Here is a 23,175-nt window from a genome sequence, read left to right on the forward strand (position 1 = left end):
AATTCGGAGGAGACCATGTACAACCGCCAGGCATTGGACTTCACGAAGCCTTGAAAGAATTGTCAGCAGCGCAGCCGTGGCCTTTCTTGTCGGTCCCGACGGCGGCTGGATCAACGGCTGGGTGCTGCGCGCCAATGGCGGCATGATTTAGCGCATGATCCGTCAAAGTGTGCGCGGCTTGGCGAGTAGATCGTGCGGGCTCGCCGATCGCGATTCAGGCTTCATCCTTCGCGCAGCCAATTGAGGATCGCGGCGTTCATCTCGCGCGGATAGCAATGGCTGAGATCGTCAAGCTCGCGGTAGATCACGTCGGCGCCCACAGCCGACAACACCTGGTGCGTCTGCCGCGCTACCTGCACCGGGAACATCCAGTCGAGCCGGCCGTGCACGAGATAGACGGGCAGGCCCCGCAACCTTTCCGCATCGGCCATTTCCGCCATCAGCCGATGAAAGGTGGCGGCAACCGGCGCTAGATGGGTAAAGGGCGAGGCGCTTTCGAGTCCCGTGACGTAGCAGAACGTGCCGCCGTCGCTCATCCCGGTCAGCAGCAGTTTCGAGGGATCGATGTTCCAGCGTCCCCTTACCAGATCGAGAATGCGGGTGAGGTTTGGCGTGTCGGTATCCTCGCCCATCAGTGCCCAGGTGCCGCCGGTCGCCGTCGGCGCGACCAGGACCGCGCCATATGTGCGGGCGTCGCGCAGCCAGCTCCATAGGAAGCCGCGGCCATTGCCGCTGCCGCCATGCAGCGCCATCACCAGCGGCCAGTCGCGGTCGGGCGTGTAATATTCCGGCACGTAAAGCGAGAAGCCACCGCGGCTGCCGGGTTCGTTGTGATCGTGAACGATGCCGGTATTCTCGCGTGCCGGCTCGGCAAGCCGCGCCAGCAGGTTGGCGTCTTCGCGCAAGGGAGGATCGACAAAGAAGCTGCTCACCGGCGGCAATTTTGCGGCGAGCGGGTACAGCGCCTCCTGCGCGCGGCTGGCGTGACGCAACGCGCGAAACACGGCAACCAGGTCGCCGTTGCCATGCTCTACGGCGCGCAGTCCCGCAAATGCCGCAAGCGCTGCGTCCGCAGCGGCTTCGAGCGGCCTCTGTATGCCCGCGAATGGCTCAGGCCAATCAGCCAGCCGCGCACGCACCGCCTGCAACGCCTGGTCCGGGGTGCCGGCGGATTCCATGACGGAATCGAAATCCGGCGGATTGAGTTGGCGCGCGATGAAGGCGAGTGCTTCGAGTGACTGCAGCAAAGGTGGGAGCACGGCCACGATGTTGGCCACCACGGCCTCGCTCATCGCGCACTCCTTGGATCGTCTAATGCAGCCGCGGACCCTTGAGTAGCTTGGCGCGATCCGTCGAGGTCAAGACCACGTCGAAGGTAACGCCTTCATGGTAGACGGTGAGCGGCACGTCAACGCCGGCGGGCCCGAGCGCCCAGAGCTTTCGGTAGAAGGCGCTTTGACTCGAGATTTTTTCGCCGTTCACCGCCAGGATGACGTCGCCGGCCTTGAGTTCGGCGCGCGCCGCCGGCCCCTTCGCGGAGATGCCGATCACCACGACCCTGTTGTCAATCTCGGTCGAATACATCCCGAGCCAGGGCCGCGCCGGCTTGTTGACCCGGCCGAATTTTCTGAGATCGTCGAGCACCGGGTTGAGCAGATCGATCGGGACGATCATGTTGACGTGTTCGGCCTTGCCCTCGCGCTCGCGTTCGAGCTGGAGCGAGCCGATGCCGATCAGCTCGCCGCGGTTCGAGATCAGTCCGGTGCCGCCCCAATTGGGGTGTGCCGGGTAGGTGAAGAACGCCTCGTCCAGCAGATATTCCCAGTACCCGGCGAACTCCTGCTTGGCGGCAATGTGGCTCGCCACCGACCGGGTGCGCCCGCCGGCGCCGCCCACCACCACGCGGTCGCCGATTTGAGTGGCAGCCGACGAACCAAGCGGCAGCGGATCGAGATCGAGATGGCCCAGCGCCTGCACCAGGCCGAAGCCGCTCACGAAATCCAGGCCGAGTGCGTGACCTTCCACCACGCGGCCGTCGCCAAGATGCAGCCAGACCGTCTCCGCCTCGGTGATCAGGTAGCCGATGGTCAGCACCAGTCCATCGTCGATCAACACGCCATTACCGGCGCGCTCGGTACCGAGCATATCGGCGCTGAAGGCGTCGGCGGGGATGATCGAATGCAGTCCGACCACCGAAGCCAGTACGCGATCGAGATCGAAACCGTAGTCGCCTGGGCGGGGCTGATAGGCCGGGGGCACCTTCCATTCAGTCAATGAGGGCATGAAGAATCTCCTGGCCAAACGGCGTGCGGGTGCTCCGCAATTTTCGGAAAACAGGCGCGCATCAACGCATGACGATCTTATGTCGCAAACGGTCGCCTTGAAAGTCTCTCGTAACGTGATTGTCTCGCGAAGCGTCGGTGGATGTCGCCTGAAGAAGTATGCCCGGATTTCATCCCGACAATGGCAAGGAACAATTGTCGCAGGATTCCGTTCCTTTGCGACGTGAAGAGAAATTGAATATGGAAAGCCCATTGAATTCAGCTGGGCGATCGGCCGCGAGCGCGGGGGTCCTGATGTATCGGCGCGTCGGTTCGAAGCTGGAAGTTCTTCTGGTGCATCCCGGCGGACCTTATTGGCGCCGCAAGGACCATGGCTCATGGTCAATCCCGAAAGGCGAAATGAATGCCGACGAGGATGCCGGGGTCGCGGCCCTCAGGGAGTTCATGGAGGAGACGGGCGTTGTCCTCACCGGGCCGCTCGAATCGCTTGGCGAGATCCGTCAGCGTGGCGGCAAGCGCGTCCTTGCCTTCGCTGTCGAAGGCGACCTCGACGTTCGGACCACACGAAGCAACACCTTCGAACTCGAGTGGCCGCCTCACAGCGGAAAGATGCAGACCTTTCCGGAGGTCGATCGCACCGAATGGTTTGATCTTCCTGTCGCTCATGCGAAGATTCTCGAAGGCCAGCGGCCGCTGCTCGATCGGCTCGCCCAGCGTTTGGGCCAACCCGGGGTGAGCCCGGCATGACCGACCCGTTCGAGCTCCAGCGCTTTGTTGATGCGCAAGCGCCGGTCTACCCGCGCGTTGTTGCCGAACTGCGTCGGGGTCTGAAACAAAGTCACTGGATGTGGTTCATTTTTCCCCAGCTTGCCGGGCTCGGCCATAGCCCGATGGCCCGGCGATTTGCCGTTGCCTCTCGCGAAGAGGCGGCCGCCTATCTCGGCCATGGCGTGTTGGGACCTCGGCTTCGCCAATGCACGGCTCTGGTCAACGCCGTCGAGCGCCGCACCGTTCGGGAAATTCTGGGCAGCCCTGACGACCTAAAATTCTGTTCGTCGATGACCTTGTTCGGCGCGGTGTCTTCCGATCCGGAATTCGCCGAGGCTATCGCGAAATTCTATGGCGGCACACCCGACGGAAGGACGCTGGACCTGCTTGCCCGTTGACCCCGAGCGCTGCCTTTGTTTTTTACGGATCGAGCTCGGTATCCCAGTACAAATAGTCGAGCCAGCTGTCGTGCAGATAGTTCGGCGGGAACAGCCGGCCGTTGCGGTGCAGCTGGTGTACCGTCGGCGCGAACGGAGGTTGCCTCGGAAACATCCGCGCCTGCTGCGACGTCAGGTTTCCCTTGCGCAAATTGCATGGCGAGCACGCGGCGACCACGTTCTCCCACGTGGTCTGGCCGCCCTTGCTGCGCGGAATGATGTGATCGAAGGTGAGATCGTCGTCGGCCGAGCAATACTGGCAAACGAAGCGATCGCGCAGGAACACGTTGAACCGGGTGAAGGCGGGATGCGTGGTCGGCTTGACGAAGGATTTCAGCGAAACCACGCTCGGCAGCTGAATTTCGAATGAGGGGCTGCGCACCGCGCGGTCGTAGTGTTCGACGATGTTGACGCGATCGAGGAACACTGCCTTGATCGCGTCCTGCCACGACCAGAGAGACAGCGGGTAATAACTGAGCGGCCGGAAATCCGCATTCAGCACCAGTACCGGCCAACCGCCTTGCGAGACATGTGCGTTCAAGTAACGCTCCTGGCCCCCACATTAAGCTGCGACGCAGCGTGAGTTGACATACTACAGGCAGCGTGACGGGATTGTGAAGAGCGTTCCGGGGCTTATCTGCCGGCGCGCCTGATCGTACGCCGGTTGCAGGGGCGGCCCTGGGGCCGCTAAACGAGGCGCGCGGCACCCTTTGGGCGCGTACGGACGCTATAAAATGGTCATCACGTCCCGTTATCTGGAAGCACCGCGCCGGCTGCGGGCGTTTGTCCGCGCCCATGAAACGAGCCTGGTCGTCCTTGCGGCGCTCATTGGAACCATCGGCGGATTGGTGGTGGCCGCGATGGGCGCGGCGGTCGAGGGGCTTCACGCGCTGCTGTTCAACCTTGAAATTGGGAACCGTCTTTCCAGCCAGCTGAAAATCGAGCCGTGGCGCGCCCTGTTGGTCCCCAGCATTGGCGGGTTGCTATTGGGCCTGGCGTTCCTGCTGCTGTTGCGATGGCGGCCGGCGCGCGAGATCGATCCGATCGAGGCCAATGCCCTGCACGGCGGGCGGATGTCGTTTCGCGGCAGTGTGATCGTTGCATCGCAGACGGTCTGGTCCAGCGGTGTCGGCGCTTCGGTCGGACTCGAAGCAGGTTATACCCAGCTTGCCAGCGGTCTCGGCGCCTCGCTGGGGCGCTCCTTTCATCTGCGCCGCTCCGATCAGCGCATCATGGTCGGTTGCGGCGCCGCAGCCGCGATTGCCGGCGCGTTCGGCGCGCCGCTTGCCGGGGCCTTCTATGCCTTTGAGCTGGTGATAGGGGAATATACGCCGGCCAGTCTGACGCCGGTCGGCGTCGCCGCGGTAGCAGGCTATTTTGTCGCCCATGCATTTACGGTGCTGTCGCTTGGCGTCGGCGTCGGCCCGGTCGGCGATGTCCTCGGACATGATGTTGCCATGGCCGCGCTGCTTGGGTTGCTGGCAGCGCGGTTCGGCATCGCGATCATGCGCGGCGTGACGCTTTGCGAGACGCTATTGTCGAAAACCGGCCTCTGGCTGCCGCTGCGTCCGGCGCTGGGCGGGCTTGCCGTCGGTTTGCTCGCATTGCTGACGCCGGAGGTGATGTCGTCGGGGCATGGCGCGCTGCATTTTGCCGGGATTGTCTCGATGCCGCTGGCGGCTATTGCAACCCTGTTCGTTCTGAAATCGATTGCATCGATCGTATCGCTCGGCAGCGGCTTTCGCGGCGGATTGTTTTTCGCCACGCTTTTTCTAGGCGCGCTCGGTGGCCACCTGTTCGCCGCCGGCGTTAACATGATCTGGCCGGGTCTCAATCTCGATCCGAACGTCTATGCCATCGTCGGCATGAGCGCGCTCTCGGCCTCCGTGATCGGCGGTCCGCTCACGATGTCGTTCATCGCGCTGGAATCCACCGGCAACCTCTGGCTCACGACGGCCGTGCTGGTCGCGGTCATCGTCTCGGCCCAGGTCACCCGCGAACTGTTCGGCTATTCGTTCGCGACGTGGCGGTTGCATCTGCGCGGTGAAACGATCCGCAGCGCCGCGGACGTCGGCTGGATCCGCGACCTCACCGTGCGGCGTCTGATGCGGACGGACGTGGCCACCGTGAACGCCAACATGCCGATCGAAGAATTTCGCCGCAAATTTCCGCTCGGCTCCAAGAATCAGGTGGTCGCGGTCGACGCCGCGGGCCGCTATGTCGGGCTGGCGCTGGTGGCGGACGCGCACACGCCGGAGATCGATGCGAAGAATGGTCTTTTAGACATCCTTCATCATCGCGATGTCGTGCTGCATCCCGACATGAACATCCAGGAAGCCATCGCCGTCTTTGACGCCGCGGAAGCGGAATCGCTGGCCGTGGTCGAAGCCGACGGCGAACACCGTCCGGTCGGAATTCTCACCGAAGCCCACGCGATGCGGCGCTACGCGGAGGAATCCGAACAACGGCGCCGCGAGGCCGTCGGCGATATCTGATCGGCGGCCGCGATCGGCGAGCAAACATCGTCCGCATCAGACTTTTTCCAGCTTCTGCAGGCAGCGAACCACCGCCGGCATCGGTGTATCGGGAAAGCTGGTCTTCCAGTCGGTGACGCCGACTTCCCCGACATAGATATCGCCCTTGGAATCCATGGCAATGCCGTGCGGCGCGAGGAATTTGCCGGTCTCAAGGCCCGGACCATGCTCGCCGCCAAGCCGCGCGAGGCGCTTTCCTTTTGCGTCGACGATGGTCAGGCGCGGGCCGAGATTCGGCACCTTGCGATTTACCGGCATGCCGGGGCCGAGTTCGCCGATAATGAAATTCGGCGCCTTCCCGCCGCAGCAATGCAGCGCGCAGGGCCGGTGCAGATTATTCCACTGCGCCTCGTATTTGCCGTTGCCGTCGAACACCTGCACGCGGTGGTTCTCACGATCCGCCACATAGACAAAACCGTCTGCGTCGGTAGCGATATTGTGGACGATGTTGAACTGGCCGGGATCGCTGCCGGGCTCGCCCCAGCTTTTGATCAGTTTGCCGTCGGGCGTGAATTTGTGGACGCGGGCGTTGCCGTAGCCATCCGAGACATAAATCTCGCCCTTCGGCGACAGCGCGGTATGCGTGCAGCGGTGGAACGGCTCGCCGCTCATGAACGGCGCCGGCTTGTTTGGGATGCCGATCCTCAGCAGCACCTTGCCGTCGGTCGAGCACTTGCGCACCGTGTGGTCGCCGTCGTCGGTGCAGTAGAGATTGTCCTCAGCGTCGATATGCAGCCCGTGCGCACGGTTGAACAGGCCTTCGCCCCAGCTTCTGAGGAAATTGCCCTTACGATCGAGCACGACCATCGGATGGGCGCCGCGGTTGAAGACGTAGATGCGGTCCTTGCTGTCGACCGCAACAGAAGCGACGTCGGTGAGATTCCATCCCTCCGGCAGCTTCACCCAATTCTCCACCACGCGGTAGCGATGCTCGTCCGAGCCGAGTATGGTCGGCATGAGATTCCCTCCCTGTAATTGCTAGATCGAATAGCAACGGTCCGTCATTTCGGGATGGTCCGTTACGACCAAACCCGGAAATCTCGAGATCCTGGGTTCGCATCTGCGATGCGCCCGGAATGACGCAGGCGAGGTCATGCAGGTTCACGCAACGGCCGCGTCAGGCGTTGCTTCGCGCGCACCACGCGGCAGCAGGCCCTCCTCGATGGCTTTGATCTGCAACGCCAGATATTTCGAGTTGATGCGGCACTGCGCCAGGCTGCCGGCGATGAACCAGAGGCCCGGCTGCGCGGTGCGCGTGTACATGTTGCGCAGTTCCTGACCCTCGCCGAAACCCCAGATCGGGCCGACGCGGCCGGCGACCTCGTCGCCGAATAATTTGCGCACCAGATGTTCCTGGCCCTTGTAGCCGGTCGCCAGCACGATCAGGTCGGCGGCAAGCGTCTCGCCGTCCTTCATCCGCGCGCCATCCGCGACAAAGGCCTCGATATCCGAAAACTGCCGCAGTCCGATCTCGCCGCGCACGACCAGATCGGAGCAGCCGACATTGAAATAATAGCCGCCGCCGCGGGTGAGGTACTTGAATTGCCAGCCGGTGCCGCCATCGCCGAAGTCGAGCTTGAAGCCGACGCGTGCGAGGCCATCGAGCAGTTCCCGGTCCAGCTGCTTCGATCGTTCGGTCATCATGACGTGGCTTCGCCTCGCAAGCGGAAGCGGCATCGACGCCGTAATCAGGTCATTATCCTCCAGCGTGCCTTCGTTGTACAACGCATAGGCCAGCTGCGCCGATGGTTCGATATTGGTGATCAACGTGGAGCTGCGCTGAACCAGCGTCACCTTTGCCCCGCTCGAGTGCAGGTCCTGCGCGATATCGTGACCGCTGTTGCCGGTGCCGATCACCAGCGCCTTCTTGCCCTCCCAGGTTTCGCCATCGCCATATTGGCTGGAATGCAAAATTGTGCCGGCGAAGTTTTTCAGGCTGGGAATGTCGGGCAGGTTCGGAATGCCGCTGACGCCGGTGGCCATCACGACGTGGCGTGGATGCAACTCGCGTTTAGCGCCGGTCTGCTGCAGCACCACCGACCAACGCCCTTCCGCTTCGTCGTAAGTGCCGCTCTCGAACTCGGTGCCGGTCCAGAAGTTGAGTTCCATGCTATCGACATAGGCCTCGAACCAGTTGGCGAGCTTGTCTTTGGGAATGTAGGTGGGCCAGTTCGGCGGAAAGGGCATGTAGGGCAGGTGGTTGACCTGCACTTGATTGTGGAGCGTCAGCGCATGGTAGCGATTGCGCCAGTTGTCGCCGATGCGTGACTCGCGATCGACGATCAGCGTATCGATTTGCAGTTGTTTGAGGCGGGCCGCGATCGAAAGTCCGGCCTGTCCGCCGCCGACCACCAGCACATCGGGATCGCGATCGACATATTTGGCCTCTGCTTTCCGCAGGTCGAGCCAGTTGGGTCCGCGAAAATCGCGCGAATAGGATTGGCCGTGGGGCCGCGAGCTTCCAAGCGGCTCTTCAAACCCCTTTAGTTCGTCGAGCGCCGTGAGCAGCGTCCAGGCTTTCAGCCGGTTGCCGTCGCCGGCATCCGGGATCAGTCGCAGAATTCCGCTGCCGCGTGCTACAGCGGTTTCGAATTTGAAGATCGCTTCAATCGTGTTGGTGCCGGCGCGGGTCACCCGGCGCGGCGCGGCGCGATCGGGATCGATCCTGAACCCGCTCGGGGCGGCGCGGCCGGCGCGGGCGTTCAGCTCTCTTAGGATGGCTTCGGCGCCATTGATGGTCTGCAGGTTCCAGCTCAGCGCCAGCACGTCGCGCCAATAACTGTCGGGATGAAACAGGGCTTTGAGGAAGACATCGCCGGACTTTGCGAGCGCCCTTTCGACGAGCGCCCTTTCGAATTGCGCCAGCCAATTTTCCGCGGCGATCGAAATATCGTCGGTTCTGTCCAGCATTCGCGGTTGCTCATTCCGGCCGTCTTCGCGGCATTTCCCTGATCTGGAAACGTATACCGTTTGGGACCGCGCAGAAAGGGCGGGATGAGCACGGTAGCGTTGCTTACTTCGCAAGCGACAGGATGTGTCCCTGATCCGGCGGGACGCGGCCATTTAATGTATCGAGATAGACCTGCTTCACGCCATCCGGCCCGCGACCTTCGACGACCTTGAGCCATCGGTCCAGCATCGGCGCGAAGCCCGACCATGCCACGCCGAACCGGGCGTCGACGCCGCCCGGCCCCCATTCCTTGGCACGTTTGCGAATCTGGTCGGGCGCGAAGAACCATGTCGGCTTGGCGCCCGGCAACTCCGGCTCGTCCGGCGATGAGCTGCGATGCGTGAGCCCGATCAGTCCGGAGTATTTCATCCGATCGCCGAAATGCCGATGCAGTTTCGCGCGCAACTCGCTGTTGCCCGCCATGTCCACCAACGCAACCGATTGATCCGATGGCAGCGACGTGACGCGGTCATAGGTCACCACGTCGTCGTAGCAACCGAGCGATCTGACGAAATCGCTGTTGGCAGCGGAGGTAAGCCCGATCACGCGGATATCTTTGCGCAGCGTATGCAGGAGATGCGCCAGCCCAAACGCGGTCTTGCTGGAGGCGCTGGAGAGCAACACGCTATGCGCCCCAAAAAATTCGTTCACGCTAAGAAAATCGTCGACCAGAAATGACAGCATGAACAGCGGCCGCAACAGCGCCTGATAGTCGCCCTGCCGTCCGGCGAAGGCGGGATCGCCGCTGACGCGGGCATAGGCATTGTAGACCGGCGACACGCCCTGGCGATGCGCGGCGGCGTCGCGCAACCAGCGCTTGCTGACGTCGGCGGCCTCGATCACCAGATGGGTCGCCATCGGAAAATAGCCGAAGAGGCGCTCGCCGGTTGCGATGCCCGGGTGGCGCGACGCGATTACCTCGCCAAATCCCCACACCGGAATGCTGCCGAAATTTTCCGGCGCCGGAAACAGCTGCCAGTATTTCAGCTGATCGCCGAGAACAGCGTAAGTGATATTGTTGGCCGTGAATGCGAAGCGATCGATTTTGATCAGCAGCGCGTCGTCAGGTAGCACCGCGGCGTCGGGTAGCTGCGTCTCGGCGATTTTGCATTGCTGCAAATCATTGCGCGCAACGATGAAGTCGGTGGATTTCATTTTGTCGATCCCGGCGGGCTTCGTTGCCCGATCTTTGCTCTGGCTGATGACCGTTTTGCAACAGGTATCTTGTTTAAAACGGCGTTCGCCTTTTCGCGGCCTCCGACCACGCCCTCGCGCTTCTTGACCGCCCTGTAATAGGCCCACCAGAGATGCGCCGCGGCGCCGCGTAGCGGACGCCACGGCTCCGCCAGAGGCGCCATCTGCTTCGCGGTCGGCCGCGTCTTTAGCCCAAGTCCGATCTTCACCGCTTCCTGCACGGCGAGGTCGCCCGCCGGCCATGCGTCGCCATGGCCGAGGCAAAACAGCAGATAGACGTCGGCGGTCCACGGGCCGATGCCATGCAGCGCCGTCAGAGTATTGTGCGCGGCATCGGCGTCCTCATTGGCCAGCACGTCGAGATTCAATCGCTCTGCGGCGAGTTCGCGCGCCAGACTCTTCAGGGTTTTGATCTTCGCCGCCGATAGTCCGAGCCGGCCCAGCCGGCCGGCGCGCACCTTACGCAGCGTGTCATGGTGAAACGGATCGAACGCGGCGCTGACGCGGCTCCAGATCGCTGCGGCGCTCGCGGTGGACAGTTGCTGGCCGCAAATGATCGCAGCCAGGCCGGCGTAACCGGGCTCGCGCCGCCGCAGCGCCGGCATGCCGGCGATCTCAAATATCGGTTTGAGCCGCGGGTCCTGCTTGACCAGCGCGTGGATGGCCTCTTCGAGGTCGGCTTGGGTGTTGAGATGGATGAGCATTGCGCCTTAAAACCATCATGTCCCGTGAAAGAGATCAATGCCACCCGTTTTCCGCTTTGCGCCGAGCCCGAACGGCTACCTGCATCTTGGCCACGCTTTTTCGGCGCTGCTGAATGTCGATTTGGCGCGTCAGGACGGCGGCCGGTTCCTGCTGCGCATCGAGGATATCGACACCACCCGCTGCAGGCCGGAATTTGAGACGGCGATCTATCAAGACCTCGCCTGGCTCGGCGTCGCCTGGGAGAGGCCAGTACGGCGGCAGTCCGAGCATGCTGCGGACTATCGCAAGGCGCTCGAGAAATTTTCGGCCCTGGGCCTCGTCTATCCGAGTTTCGAGAGCCGTGCTGAGATTGCAAAACTGGTGGCGCAGCGGGAGACGCATGGGCCATGGCCGCGCGATCCCGACGGGGCGCCGCTCTATCCCGGTGCGGCAAAGTTACTTCCGTCCGATGAGCGCGCGCGATTGATCGAATCTGATATCCCCTACGCGCTGCGGCTGGATATGGCGGCGGCATGCGCGCACGCCGGGGAACTCGGCTGGACCGAGCACGGCGAAGGTCCGGATGGCGAGACCGGCGCGGTGCTCGCCCGGCCGCAAGCCTGGGGCGACGTCATCCTGGCGCGCAAGGAAACCCCGACCAGCTATCACCTCTCAGTGGTGGTCGACGACGCTTTGCAGGGCGTGACAGTGGTGGTACGCGGCCAGGACCTGTTCTGGTCGACCAGTGTCCACCGGCTGCTGCAAAAACTGCTCGGCTTGCCGCAGCCCGCCTACCGGCACCACCGCCTCATCCTCGATGGCGCGGGGCGCAAGCTTTCAAAGTCGACCGAGGCCACCGGCTTGCGCGAACTCCGCGCGGGGGGTGCGACGCCGGCCGACATCCGCCGGTTGGCCGGCCTGCCTTGATGCGCGGCCGGGTTGCCGCGCCCGATCGCAGGTGGAAAACCGGCCTTCGGCGTGGCTCCGGGAGCCCGGCCATGGCATGGTGGAGGCGGGCCGGGCCCAGGGGAATCATGGCGCCAAAAAAATTGCGCTCACAGCGCACCACGCGGCCTTCCAAAAAGCGGCCGCCGAAAAAGCGCGCTTCAGCCGCTGCCACAGGCAAGGCGCGCAAACGCGCCGCCGCGGCTTCGGTGCCCGGCGTGGTCGAAGCGGCGCTCGCGGCCTTCGCGCACGAGGTGCGCACGCCGCTTACCGGAATTCTTGCTATCAGCGATCTCCTGGCGACGTCCGATCTCGACGAGCGCGAGCGGCGCTGGGTCGATACCATCAAGGCCGGCGCGGAACATCTCTCCAGCCTTGCGACCTTGTTCGTCGATGCCGCAAAGCGCGGCGGTTCCGCCCTTGAGGTGCGGCAGGACCTCTTCGATCTGCGGGCGCTGGCGCGCACCGCCGGCGATTCGCTGGCCGGCAGGGCCGCGGCGAAAGGTCTGCAATCCCGAGTCGATATTTCGGAAAAGCTGCCGGCGCTGGTGGTCGGCGATCCCGTCCGTCTGCGCGCTGCACTGGAAAACCTGATCGACAATGCGGTGAAGTTCACCGAACAAGGCGGCGTCGCAATGGCGGTTGAGCCGACCCGCGGTCCCAGAGCAAAGGTCGGCGTTGCCTTTGCGATATCCGACAGCGGGATCGGACTGACGCTTAATGAGATCAAGCGTCTGTTCCGTCCGTTTTCGCAAGCCAATGTCAGCATCGCGTCCCGCTTTGGTGGCGCGGGGCTTGGATTGTCGTCGGTGAAAGCGCTTGCGCGCGCGATGGGCGGCGACATCGTCGTTGCGCAACGGCGAGGCGGAGGAGCCACGTTCACCTTGACCGTGACTTTAACCCTCGCGAAGGCTTCGAAAGAAGCCGGTTCGGGCGCGGATGCAGACATTCCATCGGAATCGGCGCGGGCGCTGCGGGTCCTCAGCGTCGAGGACAATCCCTTCGGCCGTGTCGTGCTGAATACGATCCTCACCGAGCTTGGTCATCAGGCCGAATTCATCGGGCGCGGCGAGGACGCCACCGAGCGGATCGCGCAAGGCGCGTTCGACGCGGTGCTGATGGACATGGTGTTGCCGGGCATCAGCGGCATCGAGGCCATCAAACGAATTCGCGGGCTTGGCCGGCCGCTCGGCCGCATCGCGATCATCGGGGTATCGGGCCGTGGCGACGACGAAGCGGCGTCGCGCGCCGCCGGCGCCGACGCCTTTCTGGTCAAGCCCGTGAGTCCACGGGCTTTAGCGACTGCGCTGCTTGAAGCGACCCGCCGTGCGGCAGTCGCGCCTTGATGATTGCCGCGTTCAGTTCGCCGCCGAACACGAAGATCACGGCAATGAAATACAGAAACACCAATGCGATGATGACCGAGGCCAGCCCGGCATACATCGTGACGTAGTTGTTGGCGAAGCGCGCGAGATACTGGCCGAACACGATGCCCGACAGCAACGATGCCACCAGCGTGAAGATAATGCCCGGAAGGATCTGCAGGAATCCCCGTCGGCCAGCCGGAAGCCATGCGTGGAGAATGAACAACGCAACGATCAGCGCGAGGATGGTAATGGCGTAGCGCGAGATGTTGAGGAAATTCTCGTTGGTTTCGACGATCAGCGGAATGTGGCGTCGGGCGGCCTCCAGCATCAGGGGGCCGAGCACGATCAGGAATGCCATCGCCAGCGCTGTGAACGCGGCGACCAGCGTGTAGCCGATCGACTCCAGCCGCAGCCAATACCAGCGCCGCGTTTCGGCCACCGCGTAGGCCCGGTTCAGCGCCACGCGGAGGCTTTCGACGCCGTTCGACGCAAAATACACCGCGAGGACAGCGCCGATCGTCAGCGCGTCGCCGCGGCTCGTCGTGAGTACATCGTGAATCTCGCTCGACAGCGAATCCGCGACCTGCTGCGGCCAGGTCTGCAGTATCAGCCCCGCGGCCTGATCGGCGAGTTCCTTCGATCCGAAAAAGCCGGCCAACGACGTCAGCACGATCAGAAACGGAAACAGTGCCATCAGCGTTGACAGCGCGATGTGGCTGGCGATCGCCCAGCCGTCATCGGCGAGAAACGTGTAGAACGCATCCATTACGACCAGATAGACGCTGCGAAGTTGTCTCACATTTCACCTGATGGGAGCCGAACACAGTCCAAGCCATGGTCAGGCTAGCTTCTGATATTATTGGACAAAAAGCCAGATCGTTGCGTTCGGCCTAAGCGTGATGGCGGACCGCGTTGCGCGGTGTTATGTAGCGCCGATGGCTTCATTCCTGAGTACGATCATACTTCCGGTCGCGGTCGGCGCCGTTGCGCTGGTGTTGCTGCTCGGCCTCCTCAATATGATGCGAGGCGGATCGCCGAACCGGTCCCAGCAACTGATGCGGCTGCGGGTGTTGCTGCAATTCGTTGCGATCGTCATCACCATGCTCGCCGTCTGGGCGATGGGGCGCTGAAGGAGACAGACAATGGTCGTCCTCAATCGGATCTACACGCGAACCGGCGATGACGGCACCACCGCGCTCGGCAGCGGCGAACGCCGCCCGAAATACGATCTGCGCATCAGTGCCTATGGAACCGTCGACGAGACCAACGCCGCCATTGGCATCGTTCGGCTTTATCTAAGGGACGCGCGCGAACTCGATGCGATGCTCGGCTTGATCCAGAACGATTTGTTCGATCTCGGCGCCGATCTCGCGGTGCCCGAGCGCGAGGGCAAGGCCGAACGGCTGCGGATGCTGTCGAGCCAGGTCGAACGCCTGGAGCACGACATCGACACCTTGAATGCACAGCTGGCGCCGTTGACCTCGTTTGTACTGCCGGGCGGCACGCCGGCCGCGGCGCACCTGCATCTGGCACGTACCATATGCCGCCGGGCGGAACGGATCATGGTGGAACTCGCGGCCAAGCGCGATGAGCCGGTCGGCGATGCCGCGATTCAGTATATGAATCGGTTGTCGGACTTCCTGTTCGTCGCCAGCCGTTCGGTGAATGACAACGGCGCCGGGGACGTGCTCTGGGTGCCCGGCCAGAACCGGTGAGCACGTATGTCAGGGCCATTTTTTGGCCTTCCGCGTTGACCGGGGTTGGCGGGACCTTTAGGTTCCGCGCCCAAGCTGATCAAACCTGAAATTCAAGCGAAAGAGGGTCGATGAAGGTTCTGGTGCCGGTAAAGCGGGTGGTCGATTTCAACGTCAAGGTCCGCGTCAAAAGCGACGGATCGGGCGTCGAACTGTCTAACGTCAAGATGTCGATGAATCCGTTCGACGAAATCGCCGTCGAGGAGGCCCTGCGCCTGAAAGAGGCCGGCAAGGCAACCGAGGTGGTGGTGGTATCGATCGGTCCGGCGCAGGCGGCGGAGACCATCCGGACCGGGCTCGCGATGGGCGCCGATCGCGGCATTCTGGTCAAGGCGGAGGGCAACGCCGAACCGCTGGCGGTGGCGAAGATTCTGAAAGCCATTGTCGACGAAGAGAATCCCGGCCTCGTCATTCTCGGCAAGCAGGCGATCGACGACGACTCAAACCAGGTCGGCCAGATGTTGGCCGCCCTGCTCGGCTGGGCGCAGGCGACCTTTGCCTCCAAGCTCGAAGTCGATGGATCCGATTTCAAGGTGACGCGCGAGGTCGACGGCGGCTTGCAGACGGTCAAGCTGAAGGGGCCGGCGATCGTCACCACCGACCTGCGGCTGAACGAGCCGCGCTACGCCAGCCTGCCCAACATCATGAAGGCGAAGAAGAAGCCGATCGCGGAGAAGAGCGCGTCCGATTACGGCGTCGATCTCACCGCCCACCTCGAAATTCTCAAGACCTCCGAACCGCCGGGCCGCAAGGGAGGCGTCAAGGTCAAGGACGTCGCCGAACTGGTATCGAAGCTCAAGACTGAAGCCGGGGTCCTCTAGATGACGACGTTGTTGATTGCCGAACACGAACACGCCACCCTGAAGGACGCCACCAACAAGGCGCTGACGGCGGCGACCCAACTCGGCGGCGAGGTTCATGTGCTGGTCGCCGGCGGCGGTGAGGGGACCAGGGCGGCGGCCGAGGCTGCGGCCAAGCTCGCCGGCGTCAAGAAGGTGCTGCTCGCCGAAGCCGACGCTTATGCCCACGACCTCGCCGAGCCGCTGGCCGCGCTGATCGTCTCGCTGGCGCCCTCCTATGACGCCTTCGTTGCGCCCGCGACCTCGCGCTTCAAGAACGTGATGCCGCGCGTTGCCGCGCTGCTCGATGTCATGCAGGTGTCGGAAATCATCAAGGTGATTTCGCCTGACACCTTCGAGCGGCCAATCTATGCCGGCAACGCGATTCAGACGGTGAAATCGAAAGACGCCAAGAAGGTCATCACGGTGCGGACCTCGACCTTCGCCGCCGCCGGAGATGGCGGCAGCGCGCCGGTGGAAAATGCCGCCTCCGCGGCCGATCCCGGCCTTTCCAGCTTTGTCGGCGAGGAAGTCGCCAAGAGCGATCGCCCGGAACTGACTTCGGCCAGGATCATCGTCTCCGGCGGCCGCGCCATGCAGAGCCGCGAGAACTTTGCCAAATACATCGAGCCGCTCGCCGACAAGCTCGGCGCCGGCGTCGGTGCCTCGCGCGCCGCGGTCGACGCCGGCTATGCGCCGAACGACTGGCAGGTCGGGCAGACCGGCAAGGTGGTGGCGCCGGAACTTTATGTCGCCATCGGTATCTCCGGGGCGATCCAACATTTGGCCGGCATGAAGGATTCCAAGGTGATCGTCGCGATCAACAAGGACGAGGACGCGCCGATTTTCCAGGTCGCCGATTATGGCCTGGTCGCGGATCTCTATCAGGCGGTTCCCGAGCTGACCGAAGCGCTCGGCAAGCTTGGAAAGTAACGACAAACTGAGCCGCCGGCTGGATGAATCGGATTCTGGCCGGTGTTTATGCATAGGAATGGGCAGGCGCGGATCGCGCGTTGCTCCGGTGAGATGACAAGATGGCGGCTATGATCAAGAAGGTCGGCGTGATCGGCTCGGGCCAGATGGGCAACGGCATCGCGCATGTGGCGGCGCTGGCCGGGCTCGACGTGGTACTCAACGACGTGTCCGCCGATCGCCTGAAGTCGGGAATGGCGACCATCAATGGCAATCTGTCGCGCCAGGTCTCCAAGAAAATCATCACCGAGGACGCGCGCAAGCAGGCGCTGAGCAGGATCGTATCCGCCGGAACGCTGGACGGGCTCGCCGATTGCGATCTGGTGATCGAGACAGCGATCGAGAAGGAAGAGGTCAAGCGCAAGATCTTTCACGACGTCTGCGCGGTACTGAAGCCGGAGGCCATCGTCGCCTCTAACACCTCGTCGATCTCGATTACGCGGCTGGCCGCGTCTACCGACCGGCCCGAACGGTTCATCGGCATTCACTTCATGAATCCGGTGCCGCTGATGGAACTGGTCGAACTGATCCGCGGCATCGCCACCGACGACGAGACCTTCGATACCGCCAAGGAATTCGTGACGCGGCTCGGCAAGCAGGTCGCGGTGTCGGAAGATTTCCCGGCCTTCATCGTCAACCGCATTCTGCTGCCGATGATCAACGAGGCGATCTATACGCTCTACGAAGGGGTCGGAAACGTCGAGGCGATCGACGCCGCGATGAAGCTCGGCGCGCACCATCCGATGGGCCCGCTCGAACTTGCCGATTTCATCGGACTCGACACCTGTCTGTCGATCATGCAGGTGCTGCACGAGGGGCTCGCGGACTCCAAGTACCGGCCGTGCCCGCTGTTGGTAAAATACGTCGAGGCCGGCTGGCTCGGCCGCAAGACCCAGCGCGGCTTCTACGACTATCGCGGCGAAAAGCCGGTCCCGACGCGCTGACGCGTATCCTGCATTTTTTCTGTAATCTCCAGCATTCGTTAATGCCTGCCGGGTAGCGTGCCGGCGTTGGGAGTGTTGCGTATGGATATGATGAGTATGGTCACCAGTCTGCTGGCCGCCAAGGCGGCGGGCACGCGGATGCAGGCCGCCACTGCCATGATGAAACAAAATGCGGATGCGGAGAGATCCGCAGTCCTGACGCTATTGGGCGGCGCCCAGTCGTCGCTCGCCAATGTCGGTGCCGGCATCGGCGGCAATCTCGACGTGACCGCCTAAAGCCGGGCGGCTACCGGTTTCATGGCTGCTTTGATCAGCTTGATGGCGTCCTCGCTGTCCCATTCCGCTGGTCCGGCAATGGTGGCGATCTCACAGCCCGCGCCATCGACCAGCACCGAAGTCGGCATTCCCAGGGCCCGTCCTATGCCCTTAAGATCCTGAAAAACCTTGGCTTTCTGGTCGCTGAAATAGCCAAGCCGGCTCAGTTTGGCCTCTTTCAGGAAGTTCTTCGGCTTTTCCGGGTCGCGGGTATCGATATTGATCGCGACCACCTCGAAATCGGGGCCGCCGAGCTTGGCCTGCAGGCCCGCGAGCGCAGGCATTTCCTTGCGGCAGGGCACGCACCAGGTAGCCCACAGGTTCACCAAAACGGTGCGTCCGCGCCAGTCGGAAAGCTTTTTCGGCTTGCCGTCGGGGTCCTCGAAGGCGAGGTCCGGCAACCGCAAAGGCGCCGTCGCCATGGTCAGCGCGGCGACTTCGCCATGCGCCAGCGGCGCGAGCTTGCGCGCCAGATCGACCGCCGGGCGGCAGGCCAGATCGCCGGACGCGTTGTGTTTCAGCCCGCCAATTCCGTATACCCCGGCAAATCCGATCGCCGCTGCGATCAATACCGCCCCGACGGCGACGGCAATCCGGCGCGTGGCGGCCGGGCGAGGCGAGGGTCCTTCGGGCATATCGTTTGTCATCCTGTATCAGTTACGGCTATGCAGAGCCTGTGTAACGGTCGGTTGAGAGCCGGCAGCGGCAAAAGCCCTTCGTTCGCCGGCGTGACGGCGAGCGGCCGGTCATGAGTAACAGATGTCATGAGTAGCAGATCATGAGCAACAAGATGTGGGGCGGCCGGTTCACGGAGCGCCCCGATGCGATCATGGAGGAAATCAACGTCTCCATCGACGTCGACCGTCACCTTTATGCCCAGGACATCGCCGCGTCCAAGGCCCACGCCGCGATGCTTGCCGCGCAGGGCATCATTACCGCAAACGATGCGAAAAATATCGCCAAGGGTCTAGACACGATTTTGTCAGAGATCGGCAACGGATCTTTCGATTTCAAGCGCGCGCTCGAGGACATTCACATGAATGTCGAGAGCAGGCTCGGCGAGTTGATCGGGCCGGCTTCGGGCCGGCTGCACACCGCGCGTTCCCGCAACGATCAGGTGGCGACCGATTTCCGGCTCTACGTCCGCGACACCATCGACGAGACCGATGCGGCGCTGGCTTCGTTCCAGCGCGCGCTGGTGGAGCGGGCGCTGGAGCATGCCGCCACCGTCATGCCCGGCTTCACGCATCTGCAGACCGCGCAGCCGGTGACGTTCGGGCATCATCTGCTGGCCTATGTCGAGATGGCGGCGCGCGACCGCGGCCGGTTTGCCGATGCCCGCAAGCGTCTCAACGAATCGCCGCTCGGCGCCGCGGCGCTGGCCGGCACCTCGTTCCCGATCGATCGCACCGCCACCGCGACGGCGCTTGGCTTCGACCGCCCGATGGCCAATTCGCTCGATGCGGTTTCGGACCGCGACTTCGTGCTGGAAACATTGTCGGCGGCGGCGATCGCCTCGGTGCACCTGTCGCGCTTTGCCGAGGAAATCGTGATCTGGACCTCGCCGCTGGTCGGACTGGTACGACTATCCGACAAGTTCACGTCAGGCTCTTCTATCATGCCGCAGAAGCGCAACCCCGATGCCGCCGAACTGGTTCGCGCCAAGACCGGCCGGATCGTCGGCGCGCTCACCGCATTGTTGATCGTGATGAAGGGATTGCCGCTGGCCTATCAAAAGGACATGCAAGAGGACAAGCAGGGCGCGATGGAGGCGTTCGGCACGCTGTCGCTGGCGATCCGGGCGATGACCGGGATGGTCACTGATCTGGTGCCGGACGAGGCGCGCATGAAGGCTGCCGCAGGCGAGGGCTACGCCACCGCCACCGATCTTGCCGACTGGCTGGTGCGGACCCTGAAAATGCCGTTCCGCGACGCTCATCACGTCACCGGCCGGATTGTCGCCAGGGCATCGAAAGAAGGCGTGCCATTGCATCAGCTGCCGTTGAAAGAGATGCAGGCGATCGAGCCCAGGATCACGAAGGAAGTTTTGGGCGTGCTCTCGGTGGAAGCGTCGGTGAAAAGCCGCAACAGCTACGGCGGGACTGCGCCGAAGAACGTGCTCGCGCAGGCGAAAGGCTGGCTGAGGCGGCTCGAAAAAGAGCGAAACTTGGGCTGATCGTGAGAATTTCGCTGCAATTTCATGATTGTCCAGGTCTCGCCAGAGAAGGGCAATCTTTGTATGGTGCCGCCGCATTGGGGATTTTGTCGTGAATCGTAACTATAGCCCGACATGTCAGGGATGGGCCATCGTCCTTTTGAGCGCGGCCGTGCTCGCGCTCGGAGGCTGCGGACGCAAAGGCCCGCTCGACCTGCCGCCGACCGCATCGTCGCAAGCGGCCGTCGCGGCCCCGAGCGATACCGAGCTCGAACAGGCGAACAAGCCAAGCGTGTTCAATCCGTATTACGGAACCGATGCGCCGCCGGCTGCCACCAAAGGCCGCAAGAAAGGCTTCGTTCTCGACCCGCTCCTCAACGACTGAGCCCGCCATGAATCACTTCGACTATCGCAACGGCGTGCTGCACGCCGAGGCGGTGAACCTTATCGAGCTGGCGGATACGGTCGGCACGCCGTTCTATTGCTATTCGACCGCAACGCTCGAACGTCATTATCGGGTGTTCAGCGACGCCTTCGGCGATGAGAAGGCGGTGGTGTGTTATGCCATGAAGGCCAACTCCAATCAGTCGGTGTTGCGCACGCTGGCAAAGCTCGGCGCCGGGGCGGACGTGGTTTCAGGCGGCGAGTTGAAGCGGGCGCTGGCGGCCGGCATTCCGCCCGAGAAAATCCTGTTCTCAGGCGTCGGCAAAACCGAAGCCGAGCTGCGCGCGGCGCTGGCGGCCGACATTCTCTGCATCAACATCGAATCCGAGCCGGAACTCGAATTACTGTCGCGGCTGGCCGGCGAGACCGGCCGGACCGCGCGGATTTCGGTTCGGGTCAATCCCGATGTCGATTCCGGCTCGCACGCGAAAATTTCGACCGGCAAGTCCGAAAACAAGTTCGGCGTTCCGCTCGCCCGCGCCCGCGAGGTTTACGCCCGCGCCGCAAAGCTGCCGGGGATTCGCGTCACCGGGGTCGACATGCATATCGGCAGCCAGATCACCGATCTTGTGCCGCTCGAATCCGCCTTCAGGCTTCTCGCCGAATTCGTGCAAACGCTGCGCGCCGATGGTCATACCATCTCGCACGTCGATTTCGGCGGCGGGCTTGGCATTCCCTATTATATGGATCGCGAAGCGCCGCCGGCCCCCGACGCCTATGCCGCGATGGTCAAGCGGGTGACGCACAATCTCGGCTGCACGCTGATGTTCGAACCGGGCCGGATGATCGTCGGCAATGCCGGCATCCTGGTCACGCGGGTGATCTATGTGAAGCACGGTGACGCGAAGAATTTCGTCATCATCGACGCCGCGATGAACGATCTGATCCGCCCCACGCTGTACGAGGCGCACCACGACATCCTGCCGGTCGTTGCGGCCGCGGGAGGCGCGCCTGCCATCGTGGCCGATGTGGTCGGGCCGGTCTGCGAAAGCGGCGACTATCTCGCGCTCGGACGCACCATGCCGGAGCCCAAGCCCGGCGATCTCTTGGCGATCATGACCGCCGGCGCCTATGGCGCGGTGCAGTCGGGCACCTACAATACCCGCGCGCTGGTGCCGGAGGTGCTGGTCAAGGGCGACCAATACGCCGTGGTGCGGCCCCGCATCGAGGTCGATGCGCTGATCGCGATGGACAAGTCCGCGCCGTGGCTGTGAGCTATTAAGTGTTGTTGTCGTCCCTGCGAACGCAGGGACCCATAACCACAGGCATTAGTTTTGCGAAGAGCGTCGGCCACCTTGTTTCAACCGAGAGCGCAACGCGGTATGGGTCCCTGCGTTCGCAGGGACGACGAAGGATGAGGTCAGCCCTTCTTTCCTCCCACCACCACGCCGGCCGCTCTTTCGATCGGCTTGATCGCCGAGGTGAAGTCGGACTCCGCGCCCATTTCGCGGATCACCACTTCCCACAGCCGCCCGACCGCTTCGGCGACCTCCATCGATAGTCCCAGCGCCTTGGCTTCTTCGAGGCAGAGCCGGACGTCCTTGACCATCAGTCCGGTGGCAAAACCGAAATCGAAGGTGCGCGGCAGGATCGAGCGGGGAAACTTGTCACGGCTCGCCGTGTTGAGACCCGATCCCGCATTGATCACGTCGATCATCACGGCGGGATCGAGGCCCGATTTGACGCCCATCACCACGGCTTCGGAAGTGGCGACGACGGCCGTTGCCGACAACAGATTGTTGGCAAGCTTCATGGTCTGCGCCGAGCCGGGTTTCTCGCCGATGAAGAACACTTTGCCGATCACCTCAAGCGCCGGCTTCACGGCCTCGAAATCCGCTTTAGGACCCGACACCATGACCGCGAGCGTGCCCTTCTCCGCGCCGCCGACGCCACCGCTCACGGGGCTATCGAGCTGTACGATGTTGCGCTTCGCCAGCAGATCGTGAATGCGCACGGCCATGTGCGAGCCGACGGTGGAGAGATCGACGAAGCGTTTGACGCGCTTGCCTTCGATCACGCCGTTCTCGCCGGTCGCGACCTCGAGCGAGGCCTGCAGCGACGGCAGGCTCGCCAGCACGGTCTCGGCGCGGTCGGCGACCTCTTTCGGCGAGGATATGGCCTGCGCGCCGAGCGCGACCAATTTGTCGACCGCCTCCTTGCGCTGGTCGAATACGACGAGCTGATGCTTGGCCTCGATCAGGCGGCGGGCCATGGGAAAGCCCATCTTCCCCAGACCGACAAATCCGATGTCCATGGTGATATTTTCCTCGTGTGGAAATGGGCCTCATCCTGAGAGCCTGACCGAAAAAGAAAGTTGAGTGATTCCAGCCCGTTGTGATTCCTTCGTGTTTGCGAAGACTCGAGGGAGCACAACATGTGTTGGACTGAAATCACCCGACGTCAATATCGGCGCGACGGACTGCGTTATGCAAGCGACACCACGGATGCGGAGTGGAAATTGATCGAACCGTTGATGCCTGCGCCATCCCGGCGCGGCCGTCCCCGTGAGATCAATCTGCGAGCGGTCATGAATGCGATCCTCTACATTGCGACCGCCGGTTGCCAATGGCGTGCGCTGCCGAAGGACTTTC

General features: G+C 63.1%; 25 protein-coding genes and 1 pseudogene. 16 read left to right on the forward strand and 10 right to left on the reverse strand.

The features are described 5' to 3' along the window. Positions 1–67: 67 nt before the first annotated feature. Positions 68–151, forward strand: a pseudogene (locus N554_RS43095) (3-ketoacyl-ACP reductase); the annotation flags it as partial. Positions 152–221: 70 nt separating this feature from the next. Here the strand turns inward: N554_RS43095 and N554_RS0122740 are convergent. Further along, the gene (locus N554_RS0122740; RefSeq protein ID WP_029585590.1) at positions 222–1,292 is read right to left on the reverse strand and encodes a carboxylesterase family protein; all 1,071 of its coding nucleotides are present in this window, start codon (positions 1,290–1,292) and stop codon (positions 222–224) included. A gap of 19 nt (positions 1,293–1,311) precedes the next feature. Beyond that, the gene (locus tag N554_RS0122745) at positions 1,312–2,283 is read right to left on the reverse strand and encodes a S1C family serine protease (protein ID WP_029585591.1); all 972 of its coding nucleotides are present in this window, start codon (positions 2,281–2,283) and stop codon (positions 1,312–1,314) included. A 251-nt stretch (positions 2,284–2,534) separates the two neighbouring features. Here N554_RS0122745 and N554_RS0122750 point away from each other — a divergent pair, with 251 nt between their 5' ends. Further along, positions 2,535–3,029, forward strand: coding sequence for an NUDIX hydrolase (locus tag N554_RS0122750; RefSeq protein WP_256378753.1), 495 nt, complete (start codon positions 2,535–2,537; stop codon positions 3,027–3,029). Next, positions 3,026–3,448 (forward strand): DUF1810 domain-containing protein, encoded by a 423-nt coding sequence (locus N554_RS0122755; RefSeq protein WP_029585594.1) that lies wholly within the window; start codon positions 3,026–3,028, stop codon positions 3,446–3,448. The genes N554_RS0122750 and N554_RS0122755 overlap by 4 nt, the downstream gene beginning before the upstream one ends. A gap of 22 nt (positions 3,449–3,470) precedes the next feature. Here N554_RS0122755 and N554_RS0122760 read toward each other — a convergent pair whose 3' ends face one another. Beyond that, positions 3,471–4,028, reverse strand: coding sequence for an HNH endonuclease (locus N554_RS0122760; protein ID WP_029585595.1), 558 nt, complete (start codon positions 4,026–4,028; stop codon positions 3,471–3,473). A gap of 193 nt (positions 4,029–4,221) precedes the next feature. On the opposite strand from N554_RS0122760, the gene N554_RS0122765 reads away from it, so the two are divergent. Beyond that, a complete protein-coding gene (locus N554_RS0122765) occupies positions 4,222–5,982 on the forward strand; it encodes a chloride channel protein (protein ID WP_029585596.1) in 1,761 nt (586 codons plus the stop codon). Positions 5,983–6,018: 36 nt separating this feature from the next. On the opposite strand, the gene N554_RS0122770 is transcribed toward N554_RS0122765, so the two are convergent. The 4 genes from N554_RS0122770 to N554_RS0122785 form a co-directional block, all read right to left on the reverse strand. After that, the gene (locus N554_RS0122770; RefSeq protein ID WP_029585598.1) at positions 6,019–6,978 is read right to left on the reverse strand and encodes a peptidyl-alpha-hydroxyglycine alpha-amidating lyase family protein; all 960 of its coding nucleotides are present in this window, start codon (positions 6,976–6,978) and stop codon (positions 6,019–6,021) included. 144 nt (positions 6,979–7,122) lie between these two features. Further along, positions 7,123–8,931, reverse strand: coding sequence for a flavin-containing monooxygenase (locus N554_RS0122775; RefSeq protein WP_036053853.1), 1,809 nt, complete (start codon positions 8,929–8,931; stop codon positions 7,123–7,125). A 103-nt stretch (positions 8,932–9,034) separates the two neighbouring features. After that, positions 9,035–10,126 carry a DUF2855 family protein gene (locus N554_RS0122780; protein ID WP_029585600.1) on the reverse strand — a complete coding sequence of 364 codons (1,092 nt, stop codon included), beginning with the start codon at positions 10,124–10,126 and terminating at the stop codon, positions 9,035–9,037. After that, positions 10,123–10,869 (reverse strand): DNA-3-methyladenine glycosylase family protein, encoded by a 747-nt coding sequence (locus N554_RS0122785; RefSeq protein ID WP_029585602.1) that lies wholly within the window; start codon positions 10,867–10,869, stop codon positions 10,123–10,125. The genes N554_RS0122780 and N554_RS0122785 overlap by 4 nt, the downstream gene beginning before the upstream one ends. Before the next feature lie 37 nt (positions 10,870–10,906). Here N554_RS0122785 and gluQRS point away from each other — a divergent pair, with 37 nt between their 5' ends. Together gluQRS and N554_RS0122795 are read left to right on the forward strand one after the other, a co-directional pair. Then, a complete protein-coding gene (gene gluQRS, locus N554_RS0122790; RefSeq protein WP_029585603.1) occupies positions 10,907–11,776 on the forward strand; it encodes a tRNA glutamyl-Q(34) synthetase GluQRS in 870 nt (289 codons plus the stop codon). A 107-nt stretch (positions 11,777–11,883) separates the two neighbouring features. After that, positions 11,884–13,140 carry an ATP-binding protein gene (locus N554_RS0122795; protein ID WP_029585604.1) on the forward strand — a complete coding sequence of 419 codons (1,257 nt, stop codon included), beginning with the start codon at positions 11,884–11,886 and terminating at the stop codon, positions 13,138–13,140. On the opposite strand, the gene N554_RS0122800 is transcribed toward N554_RS0122795, so the two are convergent. Then, the gene (locus N554_RS0122800) at positions 13,067–13,927 is read right to left on the reverse strand and encodes a YihY/virulence factor BrkB family protein (protein WP_371259514.1); all 861 of its coding nucleotides are present in this window, start codon (positions 13,925–13,927) and stop codon (positions 13,067–13,069) included. The two genes, N554_RS0122795 and N554_RS0122800, sit on opposite strands and share 74 nt — an antisense overlap. Positions 13,928–14,096: 169 nt before the next feature. Between N554_RS0122800 and N554_RS0122805 the strand changes: the two genes are divergently transcribed. The 6 genes from N554_RS0122805 (at position 14,097) to N554_RS0122830 (ending at position 17,946) form a co-directional block, all read left to right on the forward strand. Continuing rightward, positions 14,097–14,291, forward strand: coding sequence for a twin transmembrane helix small protein (locus tag N554_RS0122805; protein ID WP_029585606.1), 195 nt, complete (start codon positions 14,097–14,099; stop codon positions 14,289–14,291). 12 nt (positions 14,292–14,303) lie between these two features. Next, positions 14,304–14,876: a cob(I)yrinic acid a,c-diamide adenosyltransferase gene (locus N554_RS0122810; RefSeq protein WP_029585607.1), complete on the forward strand. Its 573-nt coding sequence runs from the start codon at positions 14,304–14,306 to the stop codon at positions 14,874–14,876. Between the two features lie 110 nt (positions 14,877–14,986). Then, positions 14,987–15,736, forward strand: a complete 750-nt coding sequence (locus tag N554_RS0122815) for an electron transfer flavoprotein subunit beta/FixA family protein (protein ID WP_029585608.1) — start codon at positions 14,987–14,989, stop codon at positions 15,734–15,736. After that, the gene (locus tag N554_RS0122820; protein ID WP_029585609.1) at positions 15,737–16,687 is read left to right on the forward strand and encodes an electron transfer flavoprotein subunit alpha/FixB family protein; all 951 of its coding nucleotides are present in this window, start codon (positions 15,737–15,739) and stop codon (positions 16,685–16,687) included. A 101-nt stretch (positions 16,688–16,788) separates the two neighbouring features. Beyond that, complete coding sequence (locus N554_RS0122825; RefSeq protein WP_029585611.1) at positions 16,789–17,670, forward strand: 3-hydroxybutyryl-CoA dehydrogenase; 882 nt, start codon at positions 16,789–16,791, stop codon at positions 17,668–17,670. A gap of 81 nt (positions 17,671–17,751) precedes the next feature. Further along, positions 17,752–17,946, forward strand: a complete 195-nt coding sequence (locus N554_RS0122830) for a hypothetical protein (RefSeq protein WP_029585612.1) — start codon at positions 17,752–17,754, stop codon at positions 17,944–17,946. Here N554_RS0122830 and N554_RS0122835 read toward each other — a convergent pair. Beyond that, positions 17,943–18,632 carry a thiol:disulfide interchange protein TlpA gene (locus tag N554_RS0122835; RefSeq protein ID WP_029585613.1) on the reverse strand — a complete coding sequence of 230 codons (690 nt, stop codon included), beginning with the start codon at positions 18,630–18,632 and terminating at the stop codon, positions 17,943–17,945. The genes N554_RS0122830 and N554_RS0122835 overlap by 4 nt on opposite strands. 131 nt (positions 18,633–18,763) lie before the next feature. Between N554_RS0122835 and argH the strand changes: the two genes are divergently transcribed. The 3 genes from argH (at position 18,764) to lysA (ending at position 21,798) form a co-directional block, all read left to right on the forward strand. Beyond that, positions 18,764–20,161, forward strand: a complete 1,398-nt coding sequence (gene argH, locus N554_RS0122840; RefSeq protein ID WP_029585614.1) for an argininosuccinate lyase — start codon at positions 18,764–18,766, stop codon at positions 20,159–20,161. Between the two features lie 91 nt (positions 20,162–20,252). After that, positions 20,253–20,525, forward strand: a complete 273-nt coding sequence (locus N554_RS0122845; RefSeq protein WP_029585616.1) for an LPS translocon maturation chaperone LptM — start codon at positions 20,253–20,255, stop codon at positions 20,523–20,525. Between the two features lie 7 nt (positions 20,526–20,532). Further along, complete coding sequence (gene lysA, locus N554_RS0122850) at positions 20,533–21,798, forward strand: diaminopimelate decarboxylase (protein ID WP_029585617.1); 1,266 nt, start codon at positions 20,533–20,535, stop codon at positions 21,796–21,798. A 146-nt stretch (positions 21,799–21,944) separates the two neighbouring features. Here lysA and N554_RS0122855 read toward each other — a convergent pair whose 3' ends face one another. Beyond that, on the reverse strand, positions 21,945–22,838 hold the full coding sequence (locus N554_RS0122855) for an NAD(P)-dependent oxidoreductase (protein ID WP_029585618.1): 894 nt from the start codon (positions 22,836–22,838) through the stop codon (positions 21,945–21,947). A 120-nt stretch (positions 22,839–22,958) separates the two neighbouring features. Between N554_RS0122855 and N554_RS0122860 the strand changes: the two genes are divergently transcribed. Continuing rightward, on the forward strand, positions 22,959–23,175 hold a 217-nt coding region (locus tag N554_RS0122860; protein WP_029585620.1), incomplete at its 3' end, for a transposase.

Origin of the sequence: Bradyrhizobium sp. URHD0069 (genome assembly GCF_000701345.1) — a bacterium.
In the GTDB taxonomy this organism is placed as follows: domain Bacteria; phylum Pseudomonadota; class Alphaproteobacteria; order Rhizobiales; family Xanthobacteraceae; genus Bradyrhizobium.

Excerpts from the sequence above, each read along its gene's own strand:
- N554_RS0122740 (WP_029585590.1), bottom strand. The coding sequence starts at position 1,292 with ATGAGCGAGGCCGTGGTGGCCAACATCGTGGCCGTGCTCCCACCTTTG.
- N554_RS0122745 (WP_029585591.1), bottom strand. The coding sequence starts at position 2,283 with ATGCCCTCATTGACTGAATGGAAGGTGCCCCCGGCCTATCAGCCCCGC.
- N554_RS0122755 (WP_029585594.1), top strand. The coding sequence starts at position 3,026 with ATGACCGACCCGTTCGAGCTCCAGCGCTTTGTTGATGCGCAAGCGCCG.
- N554_RS0122765 (WP_029585596.1), top strand. The coding sequence starts at position 4,222 with ATGGTCATCACGTCCCGTTATCTGGAAGCACCGCGCCGGCTGCGGGCG.
- N554_RS0122770 (WP_029585598.1), bottom strand. The coding sequence starts at position 6,978 with ATGCCGACCATACTCGGCTCGGACGAGCATCGCTACCGCGTGGTGGAG.
- N554_RS0122775 (WP_036053853.1), bottom strand. The coding sequence starts at position 8,931 with ATGCTGGACAGAACCGACGATATTTCGATCGCCGCGGAAAATTGGCTG.
- N554_RS0122780 (WP_029585600.1), bottom strand. The coding sequence starts at position 10,126 with ATGAAATCCACCGACTTCATCGTTGCGCGCAATGATTTGCAGCAATGC.
- N554_RS0122785 (WP_029585602.1), bottom strand. The coding sequence starts at position 10,869 with ATGCTCATCCATCTCAACACCCAAGCCGACCTCGAAGAGGCCATCCAC.
- gluQRS (WP_029585603.1), top strand. The coding sequence starts at position 10,907 with ATGCCACCCGTTTTCCGCTTTGCGCCGAGCCCGAACGGCTACCTGCAT.
- N554_RS0122795 (WP_029585604.1), top strand. The coding sequence starts at position 11,884 with ATGGCGCCAAAAAAATTGCGCTCACAGCGCACCACGCGGCCTTCCAAA.
- N554_RS0122800 (WP_371259514.1), bottom strand. The coding sequence starts at position 13,927 with ATGGATGCGTTCTACACGTTTCTCGCCGATGACGGCTGGGCGATCGCC.
- N554_RS0122805 (WP_029585606.1), top strand. The coding sequence starts at position 14,097 with ATGGCTTCATTCCTGAGTACGATCATACTTCCGGTCGCGGTCGGCGCC.
- N554_RS0122810 (WP_029585607.1), top strand. The coding sequence starts at position 14,304 with ATGGTCGTCCTCAATCGGATCTACACGCGAACCGGCGATGACGGCACC.
- N554_RS0122815 (WP_029585608.1), top strand. The coding sequence starts at position 14,987 with ATGAAGGTTCTGGTGCCGGTAAAGCGGGTGGTCGATTTCAACGTCAAG.
- N554_RS0122820 (WP_029585609.1), top strand. The coding sequence starts at position 15,737 with ATGACGACGTTGTTGATTGCCGAACACGAACACGCCACCCTGAAGGAC.
- N554_RS0122825 (WP_029585611.1), top strand. The coding sequence starts at position 16,789 with ATGGCGGCTATGATCAAGAAGGTCGGCGTGATCGGCTCGGGCCAGATG.
- N554_RS0122830 (WP_029585612.1), top strand. The coding sequence starts at position 17,752 with ATGGATATGATGAGTATGGTCACCAGTCTGCTGGCCGCCAAGGCGGCG.
- N554_RS0122835 (WP_029585613.1), bottom strand. The coding sequence starts at position 18,632 with ATGACAAACGATATGCCCGAAGGACCCTCGCCTCGCCCGGCCGCCACG.
- argH (WP_029585614.1), top strand. The coding sequence starts at position 18,764 with ATGAGCAACAAGATGTGGGGCGGCCGGTTCACGGAGCGCCCCGATGCG.
- lysA (WP_029585617.1), top strand. The coding sequence starts at position 20,533 with ATGAATCACTTCGACTATCGCAACGGCGTGCTGCACGCCGAGGCGGTG.
- N554_RS0122855 (WP_029585618.1), bottom strand. The coding sequence starts at position 22,838 with ATGGACATCGGATTTGTCGGTCTGGGGAAGATGGGCTTTCCCATGGCC.